Annotated in this window: 24 protein-coding genes; 13 read left to right on the plus strand and 11 right to left on the minus strand. The window is 71.1% G+C overall.

Translation table 11 applies throughout. The annotated features are described in order from the left end of the window. The 4 genes from AB0J09_RS29560 to AB0J09_RS29575 all read left to right on the plus strand — a co-directional run. Nucleotides 1–798 (plus strand): cupin domain-containing protein (locus tag AB0J09_RS29560; protein WP_360698129.1); only part of this gene is annotated, 798 nt, incomplete at its 5' end. Further along, nucleotides 795–1,643, plus strand: a complete 849-nt coding sequence (locus AB0J09_RS29565) for a fumarylacetoacetate hydrolase family protein (RefSeq protein WP_360698132.1) — start codon at nt 795–797, stop codon at nt 1,641–1,643. The genes AB0J09_RS29560 and AB0J09_RS29565, both read left to right, overlap by 4 nt. Beyond that, nucleotides 1,643–2,341, plus strand: a complete 699-nt coding sequence (locus tag AB0J09_RS29570; RefSeq protein WP_360698135.1) for a maleylpyruvate isomerase family mycothiol-dependent enzyme — start codon at nt 1,643–1,645, stop codon at nt 2,339–2,341. Before AB0J09_RS29565 ends, AB0J09_RS29570 begins: the two co-directional genes overlap by 1 nt. A 26-nt stretch (nt 2,342–2,367) precedes the next feature. Beyond that, nucleotides 2,368–3,636: an FAD-dependent oxidoreductase gene (locus AB0J09_RS29575; protein WP_360698138.1), complete on the plus strand. Its 1,269-nt coding sequence runs from the start codon at nt 2,368–2,370 to the stop codon at nt 3,634–3,636. Between the two features lie 161 nt (nt 3,637–3,797). Here AB0J09_RS29575 and AB0J09_RS29580 read toward each other — a convergent pair whose 3' ends face one another. From AB0J09_RS29580 to AB0J09_RS29590, 3 genes are all read right to left on the minus strand, one after another. Continuing rightward, on the minus strand, nt 3,798–3,929 hold the full coding sequence (locus AB0J09_RS29580; protein ID WP_360698141.1) for a hypothetical protein: 132 nt from the start codon (nt 3,927–3,929) through the stop codon (nt 3,798–3,800). Nucleotides 3,930–4,527: 598 nt separating this feature from the next. Then, nucleotides 4,528–4,650 carry a hypothetical protein gene (locus AB0J09_RS29585; RefSeq protein WP_360698143.1) on the minus strand — a complete coding sequence of 41 codons (123 nt, stop codon included), beginning with the start codon at nt 4,648–4,650 and terminating at the stop codon, nt 4,528–4,530. Further along, on the minus strand, nt 4,647–4,802 hold the full coding sequence (locus AB0J09_RS29590; protein WP_360698146.1) for a S4 domain-containing protein: 156 nt from the start codon (nt 4,800–4,802) through the stop codon (nt 4,647–4,649). The genes AB0J09_RS29585 and AB0J09_RS29590 overlap by 4 nt, the downstream gene beginning before the upstream one ends. A 324-nt stretch (nt 4,803–5,126) precedes the next feature. Here AB0J09_RS29590 and AB0J09_RS29595 point away from each other — a divergent pair, with 324 nt between their 5' ends. Continuing rightward, nucleotides 5,127–6,122, plus strand: a complete 996-nt coding sequence (locus AB0J09_RS29595) for a hypothetical protein (RefSeq protein WP_360698149.1) — start codon at nt 5,127–5,129, stop codon at nt 6,120–6,122. A gap of 45 nt (nt 6,123–6,167) precedes the next feature. Here the strand turns inward: AB0J09_RS29595 and AB0J09_RS29600 are convergent, their stop codons facing one another. Beyond that, complete coding sequence (locus AB0J09_RS29600; RefSeq protein ID WP_360698152.1) at nt 6,168–6,461, minus strand: hypothetical protein; 294 nt, start codon at nt 6,459–6,461, stop codon at nt 6,168–6,170. A 42-nt stretch (nt 6,462–6,503) separates the two neighbouring features. Further along, nucleotides 6,504–6,920, minus strand: a complete 417-nt coding sequence (locus AB0J09_RS29605) for an RNA-binding S4 domain-containing protein (RefSeq protein ID WP_360698155.1) — start codon at nt 6,918–6,920, stop codon at nt 6,504–6,506. A 541-nt stretch (nt 6,921–7,461) separates the two neighbouring features. On the opposite strand from AB0J09_RS29605, the gene AB0J09_RS29610 reads away from it, so the two are divergent. Then, on the plus strand, nt 7,462–8,247 hold the full coding sequence (locus tag AB0J09_RS29610) for an SDR family oxidoreductase (protein ID WP_360698158.1): 786 nt from the start codon (nt 7,462–7,464) through the stop codon (nt 8,245–8,247). On the opposite strand, the gene AB0J09_RS29615 is transcribed toward AB0J09_RS29610, so the two are convergent. The 3 genes from AB0J09_RS29615 to AB0J09_RS29625 are packed head-to-tail and all read right to left on the minus strand — an operon-like array spanning nt 8,182 to nt 10,182. Beyond that, the gene (locus AB0J09_RS29615; protein WP_360698161.1) at nt 8,182–8,583 is read right to left on the minus strand and encodes a DUF4180 domain-containing protein; all 402 of its coding nucleotides are present in this window, start codon (nt 8,581–8,583) and stop codon (nt 8,182–8,184) included. The two genes, AB0J09_RS29610 and AB0J09_RS29615, sit on opposite strands and share 66 nt — an antisense overlap. 28 nt (nt 8,584–8,611) lie before the next feature. Then, nucleotides 8,612–9,013, minus strand: coding sequence for a helix-turn-helix domain-containing protein (locus AB0J09_RS29620; RefSeq protein ID WP_360698163.1), 402 nt, complete (start codon nt 9,011–9,013; stop codon nt 8,612–8,614). Between the two features lie 41 nt (nt 9,014–9,054). Beyond that, complete coding sequence (locus tag AB0J09_RS29625) at nt 9,055–10,182, minus strand: winged helix DNA-binding domain-containing protein (protein WP_360698166.1); 1,128 nt, start codon at nt 10,180–10,182, stop codon at nt 9,055–9,057. Nucleotides 10,183–10,309: 127 nt separating this feature from the next. Between AB0J09_RS29625 and AB0J09_RS29630 the strand changes: the two genes are divergently transcribed. From AB0J09_RS29630 to AB0J09_RS29645, 4 genes are read left to right on the plus strand one after another with little or no spacing between them, the layout of a single operon-like run. Further along, on the plus strand, nt 10,310–11,848 hold the full coding sequence (locus AB0J09_RS29630; protein ID WP_360698169.1) for a phenylacetate--CoA ligase family protein: 1,539 nt from the start codon (nt 10,310–10,312) through the stop codon (nt 11,846–11,848). Then, a complete protein-coding gene (locus AB0J09_RS29635) occupies nt 11,845–12,291 on the plus strand; it encodes a DUF4188 domain-containing protein (protein ID WP_360698171.1) in 447 nt (148 codons plus the stop codon). Before AB0J09_RS29630 ends, AB0J09_RS29635 begins: the two co-directional genes overlap by 4 nt. Continuing rightward, complete coding sequence (locus AB0J09_RS29640) at nt 12,288–13,367, plus strand: hypothetical protein (protein WP_360698174.1); 1,080 nt, start codon at nt 12,288–12,290, stop codon at nt 13,365–13,367. Before AB0J09_RS29635 ends, AB0J09_RS29640 begins: the two co-directional genes overlap by 4 nt. Further along, nucleotides 13,364–14,284, plus strand: a complete 921-nt coding sequence (locus tag AB0J09_RS29645; protein ID WP_360698177.1) for a hypothetical protein — start codon at nt 13,364–13,366, stop codon at nt 14,282–14,284. The genes AB0J09_RS29640 and AB0J09_RS29645 overlap by 4 nt, the downstream gene beginning before the upstream one ends. Before the next feature lie 11 nt (nt 14,285–14,295). On the opposite strand, the gene AB0J09_RS29650 is transcribed toward AB0J09_RS29645, so the two are convergent. Next, nucleotides 14,296–15,051 (minus strand): alpha/beta fold hydrolase, encoded by a 756-nt coding sequence (locus AB0J09_RS29650; protein ID WP_360698179.1) that lies wholly within the window; start codon nt 15,049–15,051, stop codon nt 14,296–14,298. A 62-nt stretch (nt 15,052–15,113) separates the two neighbouring features. Further along, entirely contained in the window at nt 15,114–15,506 is a 393-nt protein-coding gene (locus tag AB0J09_RS29655) for a MerR family transcriptional regulator (protein ID WP_360698182.1), read from the minus strand. A gap of 54 nt (nt 15,507–15,560) precedes the next feature. Between AB0J09_RS29655 and AB0J09_RS29660 the strand changes: the two genes are divergently transcribed. Both AB0J09_RS29660 and AB0J09_RS29665 read left to right on the plus strand, forming a co-directional pair. Beyond that, a complete protein-coding gene (locus AB0J09_RS29660) occupies nt 15,561–16,748 on the plus strand; it encodes an MFS transporter (protein WP_360698184.1) in 1,188 nt (395 codons plus the stop codon). A 37-nt stretch (nt 16,749–16,785) separates the two neighbouring features. Further along, entirely contained in the window at nt 16,786–17,268 is a 483-nt protein-coding gene (locus tag AB0J09_RS29665; RefSeq protein WP_360698187.1) for a MarR family transcriptional regulator, read from the plus strand. Nucleotides 17,269–17,321: 53 nt separating this feature from the next. Here AB0J09_RS29665 and AB0J09_RS29670 read toward each other — a convergent pair whose 3' ends face one another. Then, nucleotides 17,322–18,185, minus strand: coding sequence for an alpha/beta hydrolase (locus AB0J09_RS29670; protein ID WP_360698190.1), 864 nt, complete (start codon nt 18,183–18,185; stop codon nt 17,322–17,324). A 215-nt stretch (nt 18,186–18,400) separates the two neighbouring features. On the opposite strand from AB0J09_RS29670, the gene AB0J09_RS29675 reads away from it, so the two are divergent. Next, nucleotides 18,401–18,922 (plus strand): small ribosomal subunit Rsm22 family protein (locus AB0J09_RS29675; RefSeq protein WP_360698193.1); only part of this gene is annotated, 522 nt, incomplete at its 3' end.

The following is an 18,922-nucleotide window of genomic DNA, read 5'->3' on the forward strand; positions in this document are numbered from 1 at the left end:
CCGATCTCCGAGCACCGCCACACCCAGCACGCCTTCCGCTTCGTCATCGAGGGTGAGGGCGTGTGGACGGTCGTGGGCGGCGACGCGGTCCCGATGCGCCGCGGCGACTTCCTGCCGCAGGCCGGCTGGAACTGGCACGCCCACCACAACGCCACCAGCGAGCCGATGGCCTGGATCGACGGCCTCGACATCCCCTTCCAGTACGTCACCGAGGCGCAGTTCTTCGAGTTCGGCCGCGACCAGATCAGCGACGCCGAGCGGACCACACCCGACCGCTCCCGTTCCGAGCGGCTGTGGGCCTATCCCGGGCTGCGCCCGCTGTCGGTCGGCGAACTCGCCCCCGGCAGCCCGCTGCTGGCCTACAAGTGGGAGTTCACCGACCGCGCGCTGGCCGACCAGCTCTCCCTCGAGTCCGAGGGCTTCGTCGGCACCGTCGAACCCGGCCACGCCGCCGTCCGCTACACCAACCCCGCCACCGGCGCTGACGTGCTGCCCACCATACGCACCGAGATGCACCGCATCGCCCGCGGCGCGGAAACCACCCCGGTCCGCGAGACCGGATCGTCGGTCTACCAGGTCTTCGACGGCTCCGGCACCGTCACCGTCGGCGACAAGACCTGGTCGGTCACCCGCGGCGACCTGTTCGTCGTCCCGTCCTGGGAGCCCTTCTCGGCGCGCTCCGAGGCCGGCTCCACCGACTCCGACTCCGGCGCGCTGGACCTGTTCCGGTTCAGCGACTCCCCGGTCTTCGAGGCCCTCCAGCTCAACCGCACCCGTATTGAAGGGACCACCCGATGAAGCTCGCCACCCTCCGCGTCGAAGGCTCGACCCGAGCCGTGCGAGTCGACGGTGACCGGCTGGTCGACCTCGGCGCCGCCGACCTCGGCGAGCTTCTTGCCCGGGATGGCTGGGCCGAGCAGGCCGCGTCCGTCGACGCCGGGACCGCCACGACGTACCCGGTCGAGGGCGCGGACTTCGCGCCGGTCGTCCCGCGCCCCTCGAAGGTCGTCTGCGTGGGGCTCAACTACAAGAACCACATCCAGGAGATGGGCCGCGACCTGCCGCAGCACCCCACGCTGTTCGCGAAGTTCGCCGACTGCCTCGTCGGCGCCACCGACGAGATCGCCCGCCCTGAGGAGACCAGCGAGTTCGACTGGGAGGTCGAGCTCGCCGTGGTGATCGGCGCGCCCGTCCGCCGCGCCAGGGGCGCACAGGCCGAGGCCGCGATCGCCGGGTTCACCGTCCTCAACGACATCACCTGCCGGGACTGGCAGTTCCGCACCCGCGAGTGGCTGCAGGGCAAGATGTGGGACTCCTCCACGCCGGTCGGCCCGTACGTCGTCACCCCGGACGAGCTGCCCGGCGGCGTACGTCCCGAGCTGGAGGTCGAGCTCAGCGTCGACGGCGAGGTCATGCAGCGCGACAACACCCGCGACCTGCTCTTCGACCCGGTCGCGCTGGTGGAGTACGTCTCGACGGTGGTGCGGCTCAACCCCGGCGACATCATCGCGACCGGCACCCCCGGCGGCGTCGGCCACGCCCGCGACCCCAAGCGCTACCTGCTCGGCGGCGAGCGCGTGGTGACCCGGGTCGAGGGCATCGGGCGGCTGGAGAACATCGTGGCCAAGGAAGGTGCGGCCTGATGCGCCGTACCTTCGACGACGCGCTGAGCTGGAGCGAAGCGGGCGCCAAGCTGCTCCTGGACGCCGTCTCCGGGTGGGGCGAGGAGCAGTATCTCGCCCCATGCGGGCTCCCCGGCTGGACCCGCAAGCACCTGGTGGCGCACGTGGCGGCGAACGCCGACGCGCTGAGCAACCTGGTGCACTGGGCCGCCACCGGCGAGCAGACCCCGATGTACTCCTCGCCCGAGCAGCGCAACGCCGACATCGAGGCCGGCGCCGCCAAGCCGGCCGCCGAGCTGGCCGGTTGGCTGAGCGCGTCCGCCGACCGGCTCGCCACCGGCGCCGCCGCCCTGAACACCGAGCAGTGGAACGCCGAGGTGGTCACCGCCCAGGGCCGCACGGTCCCCGCGACCGAGATCCCGTGGATGCGCTCGCGCGAGGTCTGCGTGCACGCCGTCGACCTGGCCGCCGGCGTCGCCTTCGCCGACCTGCCCACCGGCTTCCTGGCCGCTCTGGCCGACGACATCGTGGGCAAGCGCGGCAACGCTCCCGGGCTCGCGGTCGTCCTCACCGCCACCGACACCGGCGACGGCTGGGAACTGTCCGGTGAGGGCCAGGCCGTCACCGTCGCAGGCCCGCTCGCGGAGGTCGCGGCCTACCTCGCCGGCCGTCCCCATTCCCTGAGCTCTCCCGTACCGGTGCTGCCGGCATGGCTGTGAGCGTTCCCGGCACCGAGGAGAGCAACGTGACCACACCTGCGTTCGCTGGCCCCGCCGACGTCCTGATCGTCGGGGGCGGCATCGGCGGCCTGAGCGCCGCCTTCGCCCTGGCCCGCGCGGGCCTGCGGGTGCGCGTGCTGGAGCAGGCCCGCGAGTTCGGCGAGGTCGGCGCGGGTCTGCAGATCGCGCCCAACTGCACCCGGATCCTGCACGAGTACGGACTACTCGACGAGGCCAAGCGCTTGGGCGTGCTGCCGAAGAGCATGGTGATGCGCGACGCCGTCGACGGCAGCGAGCTGACCCGCCTGGACCTGGCCGACCTGGAACGCAAGTACGGCTTCCCGTACATGGTCATCCACCGCAGCGACCTGCACGGCATGTTCCTGCGGGCCTGCCGGCGCGCGGACGTCGACCTGGTCACCGACGCGCGGATCAGCGGCTACGAGAACACCGCGTCCGGTGCCCGGGTGTTGTGGGAGGACGGCCGCGCCGACGAGGCCCGGGTCATCATCGCCGCCGACGGCCTGCACTCGGTCGCACGCCGGCTCCTGGTCGAGGACGAACTGGTCAGCTCGGCATACGTCGCCTACCGCGCCGCCGTACCCATCGAGCAGGTCGACAGGGACGTCGACCTCAGCGAGGTCTCGGTCCATGTGGGCCCGCGCTGCCACTTCGTGCAGTACGGGCTGCGCGGCGGCGAGATGCTCAACCAGGTCGCGGTCTTCCAGTCCCCCAAGGCCCTGGCCGGGGAAGAGGACTGGGGCACGCCCGACGAGCTCGACAACGCCTTTGCCGCGACCTGCCCGGACGTCCGGGCAGGCATCCCGCTGATGTGGCGGGACCGGTGGTGGCGGATGTTCGACCGTGACCCCATCATGACGTGGGTCCACGGCAACATCGCACTGCTCGGCGACGCCGCCCACCCGCCGCTGCAGTACATGGCGCAGGGCGCGATCATGGCCATCGAGGACGGCTGGGTGCTGGCCGAGCACGTCGCCGCGCGCCGTGCCGGGGACGGCTCGATCGACTGGCCGGGCGTGCTGGCGGCCTACGAGGCGGTCCGTCCGGAACACTGCCGGCGCGTGATGCTCACGGCGCGCGCATGGGGCGAGCTGTGGCACCTGGACGGCGTGGCTCGGCTGCAGCGCAACGAGATCCTGCGGGCCCGCGACATCTACGACTACTCCTTCACGGAGTGGATCTACGGCCCGACGGCGCTGACGCCGGAGGAGGAGCCGCCGATGTTCGCGCCGATCCCGCTGGACTCCGTCTCGGCGCTCGTGAGCACCGGCTAAGCCGGGGGATGGCGGAGGTAACGTCTGGCAGACCGGGCCAGGTGCAGGCGGAAACGGCCCTGCGGCAGCGCCCACGGGGCCGTCGTCGAGAACTTTTCCAGCGCGTCGATGTCCGGCACGTGCCGCGGGCCGGACTCGTCGAGCCCGGGCGGCGGGCACGGTCAGCATACCCAGGTCGTCGGCGTGGACGACCGTCGCTCCGGGGCCCCGGCGGCGAAGGCGAGCGCCAGCCGGGCCTGCCGCCAGGACTCGGGCAGCTCCAGCGTGCCGTACGGGCCGACACCGGTCCGCACGGCCATGCCATACGAGCCAGATGGCCGACTTCCCCCCGGCCTCCAGGGGCGCGGACAGCCACGACGGGCCGGGGGCGGGCAGGCGGACGGGACATCCGGTGTTCGAGGTAGTCCATGGTGCCCTGGGCGAAGATGGCCTCGTCGCCGATCGCGTGGGTGATGATGAACTTGCCGCCGTGGTGGCCCTCCACTCGCCGGGTAGCCTCGGTGCATTGCTGCACCGAGCCCCCCTCAGAGTGAAGTCGACCGCCGGCGCGGTGCCCTTGGCCAGGTCCTTCTCCGTCGGTCTCTTCCCGAACGGGGCGTGCGAGCTCTCCCCGCACCCCGCTCTCCAGTGATCATTTCGGGTAGGGCGTGGTGGCCCGCCCGACGTGGATGTTCTCATGGCAGCGGCGGCGGCCGACGATCTTCTTGTTTCAAGGTAAGGCAGTAAAATTCGATTTCGGTCTCAGACCTGAGGCGCCCAACAGCCCGGTCACCCCCGGGCGCGCCCGGCGGCCCCGCCGGCCCTTCACCACCGGGCGACCGAGCAGCTTGTCGATGCTGCGGCGCTCGCGTTTGGTGAGATGACCCGCGCCACGAGCCCGACCGGCCACCGTCACGGCTCCTTGTGGGGAGGCGGCGGAGGGCTCTTGTCGATGTAGCACTCGGCGGCCACAGTAGCGCCGACGCGCTTGCTGATGATGCGGGAGACGATCACGATGCGATTCGCGCCCCTCATGCCGCATGCCGCACCTCGTCACCAACCCGGACGACGTGCGCGGGCTTGACTCGCACCCCGTTGACCAGGACGTGACCGTCCCGGCAGGCGTTGGACGCGATCGAACGAGTCTTGGTGAGCCGGGCCGACCAGATCCAGCTGTCCACTCGCACGCTCAACTGCTGACCTGCCACTTCTTCTGCGACAACACCGCCTGGGACAAGCAGATTTTCGCCGAGCAGGTTCCCGGCCTGACCAGCAGGCACGGCCGGTGCGCAGCAGGGCTGATGTCAATGCGGCGGATGGTGGCGCTGGCTCTGGGCGGTCGTCCCGGTGCGCGCCAGCCTGAAGAGGCTCTTTGGTAACTGTCCCCAGGGGGTGACCACGGATCTGAGTGGCGCGGAATCAAGTTCACGCGCTGGCATGGAGGCCTGAAGCGCAAGGTCCGTTATTGGATCGCAATCAACCTTGCGCGGCGATGAGAGGTCCAACCCCGTGTGAAGATCCTTTGTGGGGCGCTCGCTGTCTTCTCGGCACTCGTGGCCGTCCCGGGTACCGCCCGCGCGGTCGTTCCCGCAGGCGGGATGTCCGCCCCGATCTGGTACGCCGCCGCCTCCGACTGCGCCAAGGACCCGCGTGACGCCGCGTGGTGTGGTCCTTGGTGGTACCGGACGACCGACGGCAAGCGCCACCCGCTCAGCGGGGCGGGCCGGTGGTCGGACGCGGTCGCCGTCAGCGGTGACGGCCGCCGCCTCACCTACATCAGAGCCAAGGACGCCCGGCTCGTCGTCCGCGACCTCGACGGCCGAACGCGGGTCTCGCAGGCCAAGGCGTGGCCGTCGAAGTCGGAGCTCGATGTCACCCGCGTGACGATGTCGTATGACGGCTCCCTCGTGGCGGTGGACTGCTGCTGGGCCGGCTTCACCGACCATCCCGCGCGGGTGTACGACGCCGCCACCGGCGCCCTGCTGGGCAAGGTGCCGGGGGTGTCGGTGCATGAAGATGCCTTGAGCTTCAGTGGCGACGGCGACCAGATCCTCGTCAGGACGGACGACGACAAGTCCGGCAGGCTCAGCGTTCACGACCTGAACGGCAAGCGGACCACCAGTGTCGTGCCGCCTCGGCTCATCGGCGACAACGCATCCACCGCCGCGCTGAACGCCGACGGGCGCACCGTGGCGGTCTACGTCACCGGTCGCAAACCCAAGATCGCCCTGTACGACCTGGAGAACGGGCTGGTCACCGCCACGTTCTCCGTGCCGGCGTCGGGCCAGAAGGTGGAGCGGGACCCTGCGGAGGGCAGGATCGCGGAGGTCGACACGGACGTCAGGCTCGACTGGACGGGCGACTCCACGCTGCGGATGGTCAGGAAGGTCGGGTTCAAGCTGGTGCTGGTGAAGGTCTACGGCATCGACGTCGCCACCGAATCGGTCCTCCTCGAGCGCGCCTACGCCATCGCCGGAACCACCGAGGAGGCGGTCAGCGGCCTGTGATGCTGGGGCGATGCGCGAGACGATCCATGAGGTGCTCGATGAGCATCATCGATGGTGTCCGTCAGTCGGCCTGAACCACCCCCCAGGCATGGAGAAGGCGATGGTCGATGAGGACAGCAGCACGACCCGCCGAACCGGGCCAAACCACTGGCCGGGGAAAGGCGCGCACTCCACCACCACGCCCGCAGCACGCGCCTGTTCGCGGGCACGCCGTGGTTCGCGACGGTCCAGCAGCAGGTCGTACCGGTTGGTGCCGCGAGTGTAGTGCTCTTTGGTGTGGTCGATGACATGGTCGGAGCCAAGCGAGCGGACCGGTGCGGTGTTGGGGGTGCTGCACATGCCGGTCGCCTCCGCGCATCCAGTTCGATGCGGTCTGCTCGATCACTCCGGGCGCGCCCGGGTGCCCCACTGCCCCTCCTCCATCGGGCGTGCGAGCAGCTTGTCGATGCTGCGGCGTTCGCGTTTGGTGGGACGGCCCGCGCCACGAGCCCGGACGGCCACTATCACGGTTTCCTCGCGAGGAGGGGGCGGAGGGCTCTTGTCGACGTAGCACTCGGCGGCCACGGCGGCGCCGACGCGCTTGGTGATGGCGCGGGAGACGACCACGATGCGTTCGCGTCCCTCGTGCCGCAGCCGGACCTCGTCTCCGACCCGTACGGCGTGCGCGGGCTTGACCCGCACCCCGTTGACTCGGACGTGACCGCCCCGGCAGGCGTCGGACGCGATCGAACGAGTTTTGGTGAGCCGTACCGACCAGATCCAGCTGTCCACTCGCACACTCAGCTGCTCACCTGCCACCCCGACACTGTACTGAGAACGCCGCGCCGCCGGCATCCAGGCCTTGCCTGGCCAGGGCAAGAGGCGTGCCGATGTCCTCAACAGCGACGGCCGGGGCGGGGTGACGCTCGGTTTGTACGCACGTATTTGGCACGCTGTGTTCGTCGCATGCCCGGGCGGCCGTAGCGGGTTGCCGGAGGCCCGAATGGCCCGGAATCAGGGTTTGACCTGGTGAAACGCGTTCAAGATCATCCCGCGTATGTCCCCTGATCATGGTCTTACGGCTGCATGCGGGCACCGTCGGCTGCCTATCCAGGTTCACAAAGCAAAAGACCTGCGGCTGAGAAATCGCAGGTCAGGGGTTGAAAATGCCTATCTAGGTGAGTGCCCCCGGCAGGATTCGAACCTAATGACACCCGCTTCAGGAGTGCGGGGACCCGCTCGACGCCGCCGTGGCGCTCGTCATGAACGGCTGAGAAAAATCTCCGGACCGGTTGTCGATCCGTGCCGCCCGCGTTCGACGCGTTCGCAGGAACCGGAATTCGGCACTGAGGAGATCACCATGTTGCTCCAGGACAAGAACGCGATCATCTACGGCGGCGGCGGCTCGCTGGGCGGTGTCATCGCGCGGACGTTCGCCCGCGAGGGCGCCAGGGTGTTCGTGGCAGGGCGCACCCGGGAGCCCCTCGACGGGGTGGTCAAGGAGGTCACCGCCGCGGGCGGCTACGCGGAGGCCGCCGTGCTGGACGCGCTCGACGAGCGGGCCGTGGACGAGCACGCCCGGGATGTGGCCGACCGGTACGGCAGTCTGGATGTGTCGTTCAACCTGGTGAGCCGGGGCGACGTGCAGGGCACCCCGCTGATCGAGATGACGACCGACGACTTCACCCGCCCGATCGTCACCGGCATCACCGCGAACTTCATCACCGCCAGGGCCGCCGCCCGCCACATGACCAGGCAGGGCTCCGGCGTCATCCTCGCCCTGGACAGCGGCTCGGCGCACACCAGCCCGCTGATGGGCGGCACGTGCCCGGCGGACGCGGCGCTTGACACGTTCATCCGGGCGCTGGCCGCCGAGGTCGGGCCGAGCGGGGTGCGGGCGCTGGGCCTGTGGGTCGCCGGCGTGCCGGAGACGCTCACCGCCGAGAAGCTCGGCGCGGTCAACCCCGACATGGCCAACGAGGCCGCGCTGCAGGGCGTGCTGCAAGGGCTGGCGTCCCTACGGATGACGCGCCGTTCGCCCGGCGTCGCCGAGGTCGCCGAGACGGCCGCGTTCCTCGCCTCAGACCGGGCCGGCGGCCTCACCGCGACGTTCGTCAACGTCACCGGCGGGATGTTCGCGAGCTGACCGCCGTGCCGCCAGCTCCGCGAGGTCGCCGACGAACCAGACGTGGTCACCCCGGTTCGACTCGAGCACCCAGGCACGCAGCGCGGAACTGGCGGCGGTGAAGCGGGAGACATCGCCCACGATGGCCAGGCCGATGCGGTAGTTGACGAACTTCTGCGCGATCTCGCCCGCCACGCCGGTGCGCAGCGTGAAGAAGTCGTCGTGGAGCCGCTCGGCCGGGACGGCCACCCAGGTCGCGCCCCTGCCGAAGGCCTCGCCGAGGAGGTCGAGCGCGTCGCCGGCCTCGCGCAGTGGCTCGCCATGCGGCTCGCAGACGTACACACGGTCGTCAAGCATCCAGGAACTCCATGATCTCTCAGGGGCTTCAGTCACGTACCAACGCGTCCACGATCCGCAGGACCTGGGCGCTCTCCTCCAGCCCGCCCAGCACGATGACCTTCAGGTGGGCACGCTGCTCGTCGTAGACGAACTCCACGCGCAGGCCGTGCGGGCGGCCCGCCAGGGATGCCATGACCATCGTGCTGACCCGGTCCATCTCGCCCCTGGTGATGCCGTCGATCTGGACGATGCTGGACACCTCGGCGTGACGCTGCGCGGCGGGGGCGTCGATCGGCAGGCCGGCGAAGGCCGCGAGGTCCTCCTTGGCGATCCGGTACTGCTTGCCGACGCGCACGGCCGGCAGCCGCCCGTCCCGTACGTAGTTGCGGACGGTCTTGACGTGCAGCCCCAGCAGAGCCGCCGCCTGATCGATGGTGTATTGCTCCATATCGCTCCCTATAATCGCACACATTAGGGAGTGATAGGGAGTCAAGCGTGAGGGCCGACCGTGACCGAGCCGATGGTCAGGCGCGGGCGGCCCTCCATCACCTCGCCCATGCGCTCCACCTGCTCGTCGAGCTCCCGCAGCTGGGCGGCGGTGAGGTCGCGGAGCGGCTCCACCGTGACGTCGATCTTGTTTCCGGAGCGCCGCTGGTGCCAGACCCCGCCCACGTCCCCGTCCACGAGCAGCACCGGGAAGTTCCCCGCCTGCCCGCCGGTCAGCGCCCGCGCCGCTGCCGCGCCCGGGTAGAGGAACTCGCGCGGACGCCCTGCCACCACGTAGGCGTCGAAGTACGGCAGCAGCCGCACGCCCCGCGGTGGATCGTCCGGCACCGCGGTGTCGCCTGCGAGCACCCAGGCCCGCTCGCCCTCGAACAGCACCTCCTCCAGCTCCACGCCGTCGAACGCCTCGCCCGCCCACCGCACGGGCCCTCCGGCCCACCGCGCGAACTGCTCGGGCGTGGCAGGCCCGTACGCCGTCAGAAAGGCCCTGACCAGCCCGGCGAGCCCGTCGGCCACGGGCGGCGCGGGAGGCGCTGCGGTGTAGGTGACCTTGCGCCCCCTGGTCGGCCCGAACACGAACGCGCCCCGGTGCGCGGCCAGGGCCATCGCCTGCCGCCACCGCGGCCACATGGTCTGGAACGCGGGCATGACCAGGTCGCCCGCCCACGGCCCGGTGGCGGTGACCACTGCCTCGCTCAGCTCGTCGATGGTCATCTCGGCCCCGGCGAGCACCTCGCGGATGGCCGCCACCACCTGATCGGTCTGCTCGGCGGTCATCCTCATGTACGCGGGCGCCGCGCTGTGCGCGGGCGGCAGCGAAGACATCGCGCTCACCCACATGGGCAGGTCACGGGCGGGAAGCAGGTGCACGGTGCCGCGCGGGCCATGCGTCTTGACGAGGCTGCGCTCCTCCCACAGGGCCGCGCGGACATGGGCCCGGTTGACACCGGCCAGTCGCAGTCCGATCGACGCCTCGGCGGCCGACATGACCTGGGCATGCGCCCCGCACATGGCCGCCACGACCGCGTCCGGGCTCGTCCGCTCCATGCCCGCGGCCAGCCCGGCACGCTGCAGCCGCCTGGCGCTGACCTGCGGCCACGACAATTTGATCACTACGTCTTCCTATGCTCGCGGCTCACGGTAGAGGGGAATGCGGAAGGGTTCATTCCGCGTTAACCGGCATCAGGCTGAAAGCTGACGTAAAGCGATCTTTTATCCCGCCCCGCTAGTCTCACGGTCCATGATCCGGCTCAGCCCCCCACTGGGGCCGCTCACCCTCCGCCAGCGCTGGCGCAGGGCCCGGCTCCAGGCCTACTCCTGGTCCCTGACCGGCGTGTACCGCCTGGGCGCGATGCATCCCGCCGTCTGGCGGCTCGTCGCCCGTGGCTACCACCCGGCGCTCGACTGGCTGGCGGCCAGGCACGCCCGGGTGGCCTGCCAGTTCGCCGCCGTGGACGTGCCCGCGTACCGGCACTTCCTGCGCGCGAACGGCGCCGAGCACGCCGGGCGGCTGGCGGACTTCCCCGAGACCACCAAGCAGAACTACGCCGCCGTGTACGACGAGGCTAGCCGCTGCCAGGAGGGCAGGCTGCACCGCCCCGGCGTGATCGTGGACGAGTCGTCGGGGTCGAGCGGCAAGCCGTACAACTGGGTACGCGGGCCGCGCGAGCTCAAGGGCATCTACCGCAACGCCGCCGGGTACATCGAGCTGGTCTTCCCCGGCAAGAGGCTGTTCGTGATCAACGCGTACTCGATGGGCGCCTGGGCCACCGGCACCACGACCGGCGCCGCCATGGCGCGCATCGCGATGGTCAAGAACACCGGCCCCGACCTGGAGAAGATCGCCGACACACTGGAGCACTTCGGGCCCGGCTACGACTACGTGGTGGCCGCGTACCCGCCGTTCCTCAAGCACCTGCGCGACCGCCTCGACGAGGCGGGCTTCCCGTGGCGGGACTACCGCATCCGCGGCATGGTCGGCGGCGAGGGCATGACCGAGGCGCTGCGCGACTACCTGGAGGAGCGCTTCGAGGAGGTCCGCTCCGGGTACGGCGCCAGCGACCTGACCATCGGGATGGGCGCGGAGAGCGGGTTCAGCGTGTGGCTGCGCAAGCGCCTGGCCACCGACCAGCGCCTGCGCGACCTGCTGCTGGGCCCGGGTGAGCAGCGGCTGCCGATGATCTTCCACTACAACCCGCTGGAGACGTTCCTCGAGGTTAACGCCGAAGGCGAGCTGCTGTGCACCATCAACACCAAGAGCTGCCTACAGCCCAAGCTCCGCTACAACGTCGGCGACGAGGCCAGGCTGCACACCCTCGCCGACGTCAAGCAGGCTCTCGGCGCCGGCGAGTACGAGCGGGCGTGGACCGACGAGCGGATGAACCTGCCGCTCCTCTTCCTGTTCGGGCGCAAGGACTCGACGATCTCCTACATGGGCGCCAACCTGTATCCGCAGGACGTCGAGTACGGCCTCTACCAGGGCAATCCGTACGCTGCCGCGATCAACAGGTTCTGCCTGTCGCTGGAGGAGCTGCCCGGACTGGAGTACCGTCCAGTGATCAACATCGAGCTGCGCGGTGAGGCGGATCGCGAGGAGCTGGCCGAGATCTGCCGCAAGGGTGTGGTCGCCCACCTGAGCGCCGTCTCGCGCGACTTCGCCGAGTCGCTCAAGGAGGATCCGACGGCCGCCGACCTCCGAGTCAAGGTCTTCAACCTGGACGAGGGGCCGTTCGCCGGGTTCACGAAGATGAAGAACGTCTACCTGGTGAAGGACGCATGAGAACCACCGACTTCAGCAAGGCGCCGCCGCAGGGGCGGGCGACGGCGATGTTCGTCGGCGCGACCCGATACCGAGGGCCGCTGTCGATAGTCACGCTCACGCTGACGTGGTTCCGGATGGTCCGCGACATGAAGCGCATGCGCGGCTACTGCTGGCACAAGGTCTACTGGGAGTTCCCCCTCACGCTCGGCACGCTCGCCTTCTTCGAGGACCGCGACGCGCTGCTGCGCTTCGCCCGCTCCCGCCACCACCGCAAGCTCATGCAGTGGGTGACGGACGGCACCAGGAACGCCACCGGCGGGTACATCCGGCTCTACAACGCCGAGCCGGAGGGCTACAGCAACGGCGTCTGGCGCGCGGAGGGCGGCCCGATGGCGCACATAGAGACGTTCACCCCGCTCTCTACGGAGGACGGCGAAGGGCCCCGGGTGAGGCGCGGGTGACTCTGCAGCCCGTCGAGAGCCGCCGCGACCTGCGCGACTTCCTGGCGCTGACCGACCGCGTCTACGCGGGCGAGCCGCGCTTCATCCCGCCGCTCCACGCGCAGGTACGCACGTGGCACCGCCAGGGGGTGCGCCTGTACGTGCTCAGGCGGCGCGGCGAGGTGGTCGCGCGGACGACGCTGCACACCGACGCCGCGCTGGACGCCAAGCTGGGCCGGGCCACGCAGCTGTTCGGGCTGACCGAGTTCGCAGAGGAGGAGGCGGCGGAGGAGCTGTTCGACGGCGTCCTCGCGGCCGGCCGCTCCTCGGGGAAGGAGGCGGCGTTCGGGCCGGTGTCGCTGCTGCCCAACCAGTCGGGCGGTGTCATCACCTCGGGCTTCGGCGAGCGGGGCTTCATCGACAGCGCCTGGAACCACCCGTATTACCCGGCTGCCTACGAGGCGTACGGCTTCACCCGCCGCTTCGAGTCCGACACCTGGATCTGCCCGGTGCCGGACGAGCCGGTGTTCGTGTTCGACGACGAGCGGATCGGGGCCGAGCGGCTGCGGGTGCACCGGGGCGACCGCCGGCGGATCGGGGAGCAGCTGCCGATCCTGCGCGAGATGCTGAACGGCAGCTTCGCACAGCTCGGCTACTACACGGAGATCTCGGCGGAGCAGTTGGCCGCGCAGACGGACGGGCTGGCGTACCTGCTGGACGAGTCCCTACTGCTGTACCTGACGAAGGCGGACCGGCCGGTCGCGTTCGTGCTCTGCCTGCCGGACATTTCGCGATTTATCGCGAAGATTCGGGGTGATCTCCACCTCCTGAACCAGCTCCGCCTGCTGGCCACCCGTTCCCGCTACCGCCGCGAGGCGGTGCTCATCATCAAGGGCACGGTCCCGGGCGAGCAGGGCCACGGCTACATGCGGCTGCTGTCGCGCGAGCTGCACGAGGGCCTGCGCCGGGGCGGCTACCGGGCGCTGCGCAGCACGTACGTGGAGCGCACCAACCCCGGCTCCGCCGCCCAGTACACCGCGATGGGCGGCCGCCCCCTGCACGGCTACACCTTCTACGAGAAGGATCTGACGTCGTGAAAGACCAGCTGCGGCGCTTGGAGCCGGACTTCTGGCGCGCCCCCAGCGCCCACAACACCCAGCCCTGGACCCTCACCTACACGGGCGGCGAGGCCGAGATCGGCTGGGACCCGTCGCGTGCTCTCCCCGTCAGCGACCCCACGGGCCGCGACCTGCGCCTCAGCCTGGGAGCGTTCATCGAGTGCTGCCTGATCGTCTGCGCCGACGCCGGCCTGTCCGTCGGCTTCCGCCCCGACCCGGGCCCCCGGCGGGTGGGCGTCCTGCACGCCGCCGCGGAGCGGTACGCGACGCCCTTCACCACGGCGGACATCCGGGCCCGCGGGGCGAACCGCGGCGACTACCACCCGGGACGCCTGCCGGACTCCCTGGTCGCCGAGCTGACCGGGATGCGCAGGCTCGCCTGCCGCGACCTCGCGGACCTGCTGCACGCGGCCGACCTGCACCAGTTCGGGGACCGGGACGTGACGCGGGAGCTGCGCGACTGGCTCCGGCTCACCCGCCGCCACCGCCGCTACCTGCTCGACGGCCTCACCGACCGCGCCCTGGCCCTCAGCAAGGCGGAGGCGGCCGGGCTGCGCGCGTCACTGGCGCTCTATCCCGCGCTGCGCCATCTGGGCCTTCCCAGGGTGCTGGCGGGGGCCTCCCGAGGGCTGCTGGACTACGACGGCGACGTGCTGGTGCTGGTGGGGCCGGTCTCGGACGAGCTGGAGCTGGGCCGCGTGCTGATGCGGCACTGGCTCACGCTGTCCGGGCACGGCTACACCACACACCCGCTGAGCCAGATCATCGACTGCGAGCCGACCCGGCAGGCGCTGGCGGACCGGCTGGGCGTGGCCGGCCCGCGCACGCTGCTCCACGTGGCCAGGGCCGGCCGCCCGAAGTCCGCCGCCGCGCCGTCGGCCAGGACGCGGACCTGACCCGCGCCTCCTCAGAGGAAGAACTCGGTCAGGACGGGAGCCAGCACCTTCGGTTCGACGTCGTGGAAACCGCCGGGCAGGCTGCGGTGCCGGGCCCCCGGCACCGCCTGCGCCATCTCCTCGGTCGCGGTGCGCAGCGCCTCCGGGCTGTTCTCGCTGCCGACGAGGAGCGTGGGCACGGCGACGGAGGCGTACCGGGCAGGCCGGGCCGAGCTCGTGAGCGTGGTGTCGTACACGAGGGTGGGCGCGATGGCCTCGAGCATGGCGCGGAACGGCGAGTCGCGCATCCCGGAGACCATCTCCGGCGGCAGGCCGATCCCGAGCTGGAACGCCTCGACGGCCTCGCCCCGCTTGCCGGCCCGTACCAGCTCGTCGAGCCGCTCGGCCATGGAGGCGCCGTCCCCTGCGGGGGGCGGCTCGAACAGCGCCAGCTTGGCGATCCCCGTCCCGAGCAGGCTCGCCTCCAGGGCGAGCACCGCCCCCGAGGAGTGCCCGAACACGGACGCACTGCCGCCCGCGTGCTCGATGAGCGCGGCGAGATCGTCGATCTCGCGCTCGACCGCGAACGTGTCGCTGTCGCCGCTCTCGCCCCGGCCGCGCCTGTCGTAGGTGTAGACGGTGAAGTCGCCGGCCAACCCCGCCGCGAGCGCGGTGCATGGTCCCGCGCCCCGGTAGCACATGGCTCCGTCCACCAGGACGACCGCCGGGCCCTCGCCCGCGCGGTCGAAGGCGATGCGGGTGCCGTCGCGGGATGTCACGGTGTTCATCGATTTCCCTTTCGTACGGTGATGACGCCCAACCGACGAACGGAACCACTCCAGACAGACACCTATTTTCCGCGATCTACTTCGTAAAGGCCGGCGGCTCGCACCGCGGCCAGGTACGCGTGGATGGCGTCGCGGTTGCGGGAGAGGCAGTCGATGCGTTGCTGGATGCGGCTCGCCTCCGCCTCCAGGAGGTCGGCCAGCTCCGGCGTGAGGCACTGCGGGTGCAGGTGGATCTCGTCGGGCCTGTTCAGGAACGGGAGGATCCGGCGGATGATCTCCGTGGTGAGGCCGGAGTCGAGCAGGCCGCGGATCTGCTGGACCCGGTACACGGCCGACTCGGGATACTGGCGGTAGCCGTTGCCGGCGCGGTCCGGGTGCAGGAGGTCCTGCTCCTCGTAGTAGCGGAGCATGCGGGTGGGCACGCCCGTGAGCCGCGACAGTTCCCCGATCTTCATGGTGTGCCCCCCGGCTTGCCTTCACATTGATGTGAAGGTTTCAGCATATTCGGCATGTCTGGTGCGACGATCAACGACGCGGTCCGCGTCGGGCGGATGCCGTGGTCGGGGCTGCTGGCGCTGTTCTCGGCGGCGTTCGCGGCGGTGATGACGGAGCTGCTTCCCGCGGGGTTGCTGCCGCGGATGGCGCAGGCGCTGGAGGTGCCCGAGGGGCGGGCCGGGTTCCTGGTGACAGCGTACGCGGTGGCGTCGACCCTGTCGGCCATCCCGGTGACGGCGCTGTTGCACGGGCTTCCGCGGCGGCCCGTGCTGGTTTCGGCGTTGACGGGGTTCGCCCTGTTCAACGCGGTGACCGGGGTCTCGTCGTCTTATGCGGTGACGTTCGGGGCGCGGGTGCTGGCCGGGGTCATGGGCGGGATCCTGTGGGCGATGCTGGTCGGCTACGCGGCGCGGATGGTGCCGGTCGAGCGGCGGGGACGGGCGATCGCGATCGTCTCGGCGGGGATCACGGTGGCGCTGTGCGCGGGGATTCCGGCCGGCGCGGCGCTGGCGTCGGCCTTCGGGTGGCGTGCCGCCTTCCTGGGCCTGGCCGTTGTGGCGGTCGCCCTGGTGGGGTGGGTGCTGTGGAAGGTGCCGGGTTTCCCCGGCGAGGCGGCCGCCACGCGGGTGCCGTTGCGGCGGGTGGCGGTGCTTCCCGGTGTCCGCACGATCCTGGGGGCGACGGTGCTGGTGCTGGTGGGGCACCAGGCGATGTACACGTACCTGGCGCCGTTCGTGGCCTTCGCCGGCTTCGGGGGGACGAGTCTCGTACTGCTCGTGTTCGGGGCCGGGACGGTGGCGGGGATCTGGATCACCGGGGCCGTGATCGACCGGCACTTGCGGGTGACGCTCGTGGCCGTGCTGGGAGTCGTGGCGGGGGCCATGGCGGTGCTGGCCCTGTTCGGAGGGCTGGGCTGGGCGTTGCTCGGGGCGGTCGCGTTGTGGGGGGCGGCGTTCGGGGGCGTGCCCACGTTGCTGCAGACGGCTCTGGTGGACGCTTCGGGCGCGGGGAACGCGGATGTGGCCACGTCCATGCAGACCACTGTGTACAACGCCGGCATCGCGGCCGGGTCGCTGGCCGGGGGGCTCGTGCTGGAGGGCGCGGGGGCGGGTGCGCTGCCGTGGACCTCGCTTCCGCTGGTGGCGGCGGCCCTGGCGGTCGTGGTCGCGGCGCGCCGCCACGCGTTCCCCGCCTCGGAATAGTTCGTACTATGAACCATTGCCGGGTAAACTCTTTGCCGTGGTCACGACGAAGGAGCCGGTCCTGCGGTTCACCGAAGCGCTCGTCCGTCTGGCGCATCTGGTGCAGCAGGTGTTCGGGGAGGTCAGCAGGGAGCACGACCTGACGCCGCAGCAGGCGCAGCTGCTGTGCCTGCTCATCGACGGGCCCGTGGGGATGACGGAGCTGACGCGCACGCTGCACCTGGAGAAGTCGAGCCTGACCGGGCTCGTGGACCGGGCCGAGAAGCGAGGGCTGGTGGTCCGCACGCGCGACCCCCGGGACCGGCGTGCCTGCCACATCGAGCTGACCGCCGACGGGGCGCGGATCGCGGTAGTGACACACGAAGGGGTCACGCAGCGGCTGGACGCGTTGGCGGGGGAGCTGCCGGAGGGGCACAGGGAGCTGCTGACGTCGGCCATCGGCGGCATCCTGACCGAGCACACGTCCCAGACGGGCCGCGTCTGGTCGGTCGCCGACCGAGGGCCGGGCTCGCCCGGGTAAGCGCCGGTCCTGCCCGGAGAAGTAGCGGGAGAGGGCGGTGACGGGCGTGCTCGTCAGGGTTTGAAGACGTTCGACAGGAACGTCGTCAGGGCCGCCGTCACCTCCTCCGGGCGTTCGAGCGGCGGCAGATGCCCCGTTCCGGGAAGGTCGAGGCGCTCGGCGGCCGGGATGCCCTTCGCCAGCAGGCCGGACATCTCCTGAATGCCGGGCACGTCCGACAGGCCGTTGATCACCAGAGTGGGGGCGTTGATCTCGTGCAGGCGGGTGGCGGCGGGCGGAGTGAGGTGGCGCTCCGTGGATCGGGGGCCGGTCCAGGAGCGTTCGAACACCAGGCGGCACATCTCCACCGCGGCCTCCCACACCTCCTCGGACAGGTCGTCGCGGCCACGGTCGGGGCCCGCCGTCTGCCACAACGTGTGGGCCTCCGCCATCGCGCGCACATCGGCGGGATCCACATGGTCGGCCGTCCCGGCGCGGTAGCGGGCCAGGCGGTCGGCGGGCACCGAGGTGTGGACGCGCTCCCGGGCCTGGTCCAGCATCTCCTGCGGCCACTGGTGTCCGGCCAGGCCGGAGCTGATGAGCGCGAGCGCGACGACTCGGGAGGGGGCGGCCAGCGCGGCCTCGGTCGCGTACGCGCCGCCCATCGAGGAGCCGACCAGCGCCGCCCGCTCGACCCCCAGCGCGTCCATGACGGCGAGCAGGTCCTCGTGGTGGCACACCTCGCCCTCGGCGTCGCCGGAGCGGCCGTAGCCCCGCCCGTCGTAGCGGATGACGCGGTAGCGCTCCGGGAGGGCCTGGAACTGGTGCTCCCACAAGCGCATGTCGGCCGCCGAGCCATGCACCAGCACCACGGTGCCCGCGGGCGCCGCGGGACCGGCCTCTTCGTACGCGATCTTGACGTTGTCGATGATCACCATGGCCACGACGCTACTGCGGGGAGGGGCCGGGAGACGCGGCTGTTCGCCGCGGGCGCAGCCTTCCCTGGGACGAGGCTGGAGGGTGATGGTGCCTGGGCCGGGGCGGCATGGTTGATAATGGCCCACGTTGGTGTCGCGTGAACGATGGGGGCTGCTGGGGCGGGCCGGCGCCTCGCGTCCCCTCGCCCTCGCCCGACGAATTCACTGAGGTAGACATGTTGCTCCCCGATGAACTCAGAGCCGCCCTGGACACGGCCGTGTCCGGCTACTCGCCCCAAGAACTGTCCGACTCCGTCGCCCGCCTCACCGAGAGCTACCGTACGGGCACGGCAGGAGGCGCCCACATCAGGTCCCGGGCCGACGTCGCCGCCTACGCCGCCTACCGGATGCCCGCCACCTACGCCGCCGCCGCCACGGCCATGCGCCAGGCCGCCACCATGACCCCGGGCCTGCGGCCCAGGACCCACCTCGACGTCGGCGGCGGCACCGGCGCGGCGATCTGGGCGGCGGACCAGACCTGGGGCTCCATCGAGCAGGTCACCGTCATCGAACACGACCCGCACATCATCGACCTGGGCAAACGCCTCGCCCGCACGTCCGGCTCCCTCCGCGGGGTCACCTGGCGGCAGGCGTCGGTCCGCCCCGGCCTCGACCGGCCCCCGGCCGACCTGGTGACCATGTCGTACGCGCTGGGCGAGCTGCCCCAGGCCCAGCGCCGCGAGATCGTCGGCTGGCTG

Source organism: Nonomuraea sp. NPDC049784, from assembly GCF_040659615.1.
Classification (GTDB): domain Bacteria; phylum Actinomycetota; class Actinomycetes; order Streptosporangiales; family Streptosporangiaceae; genus Nonomuraea.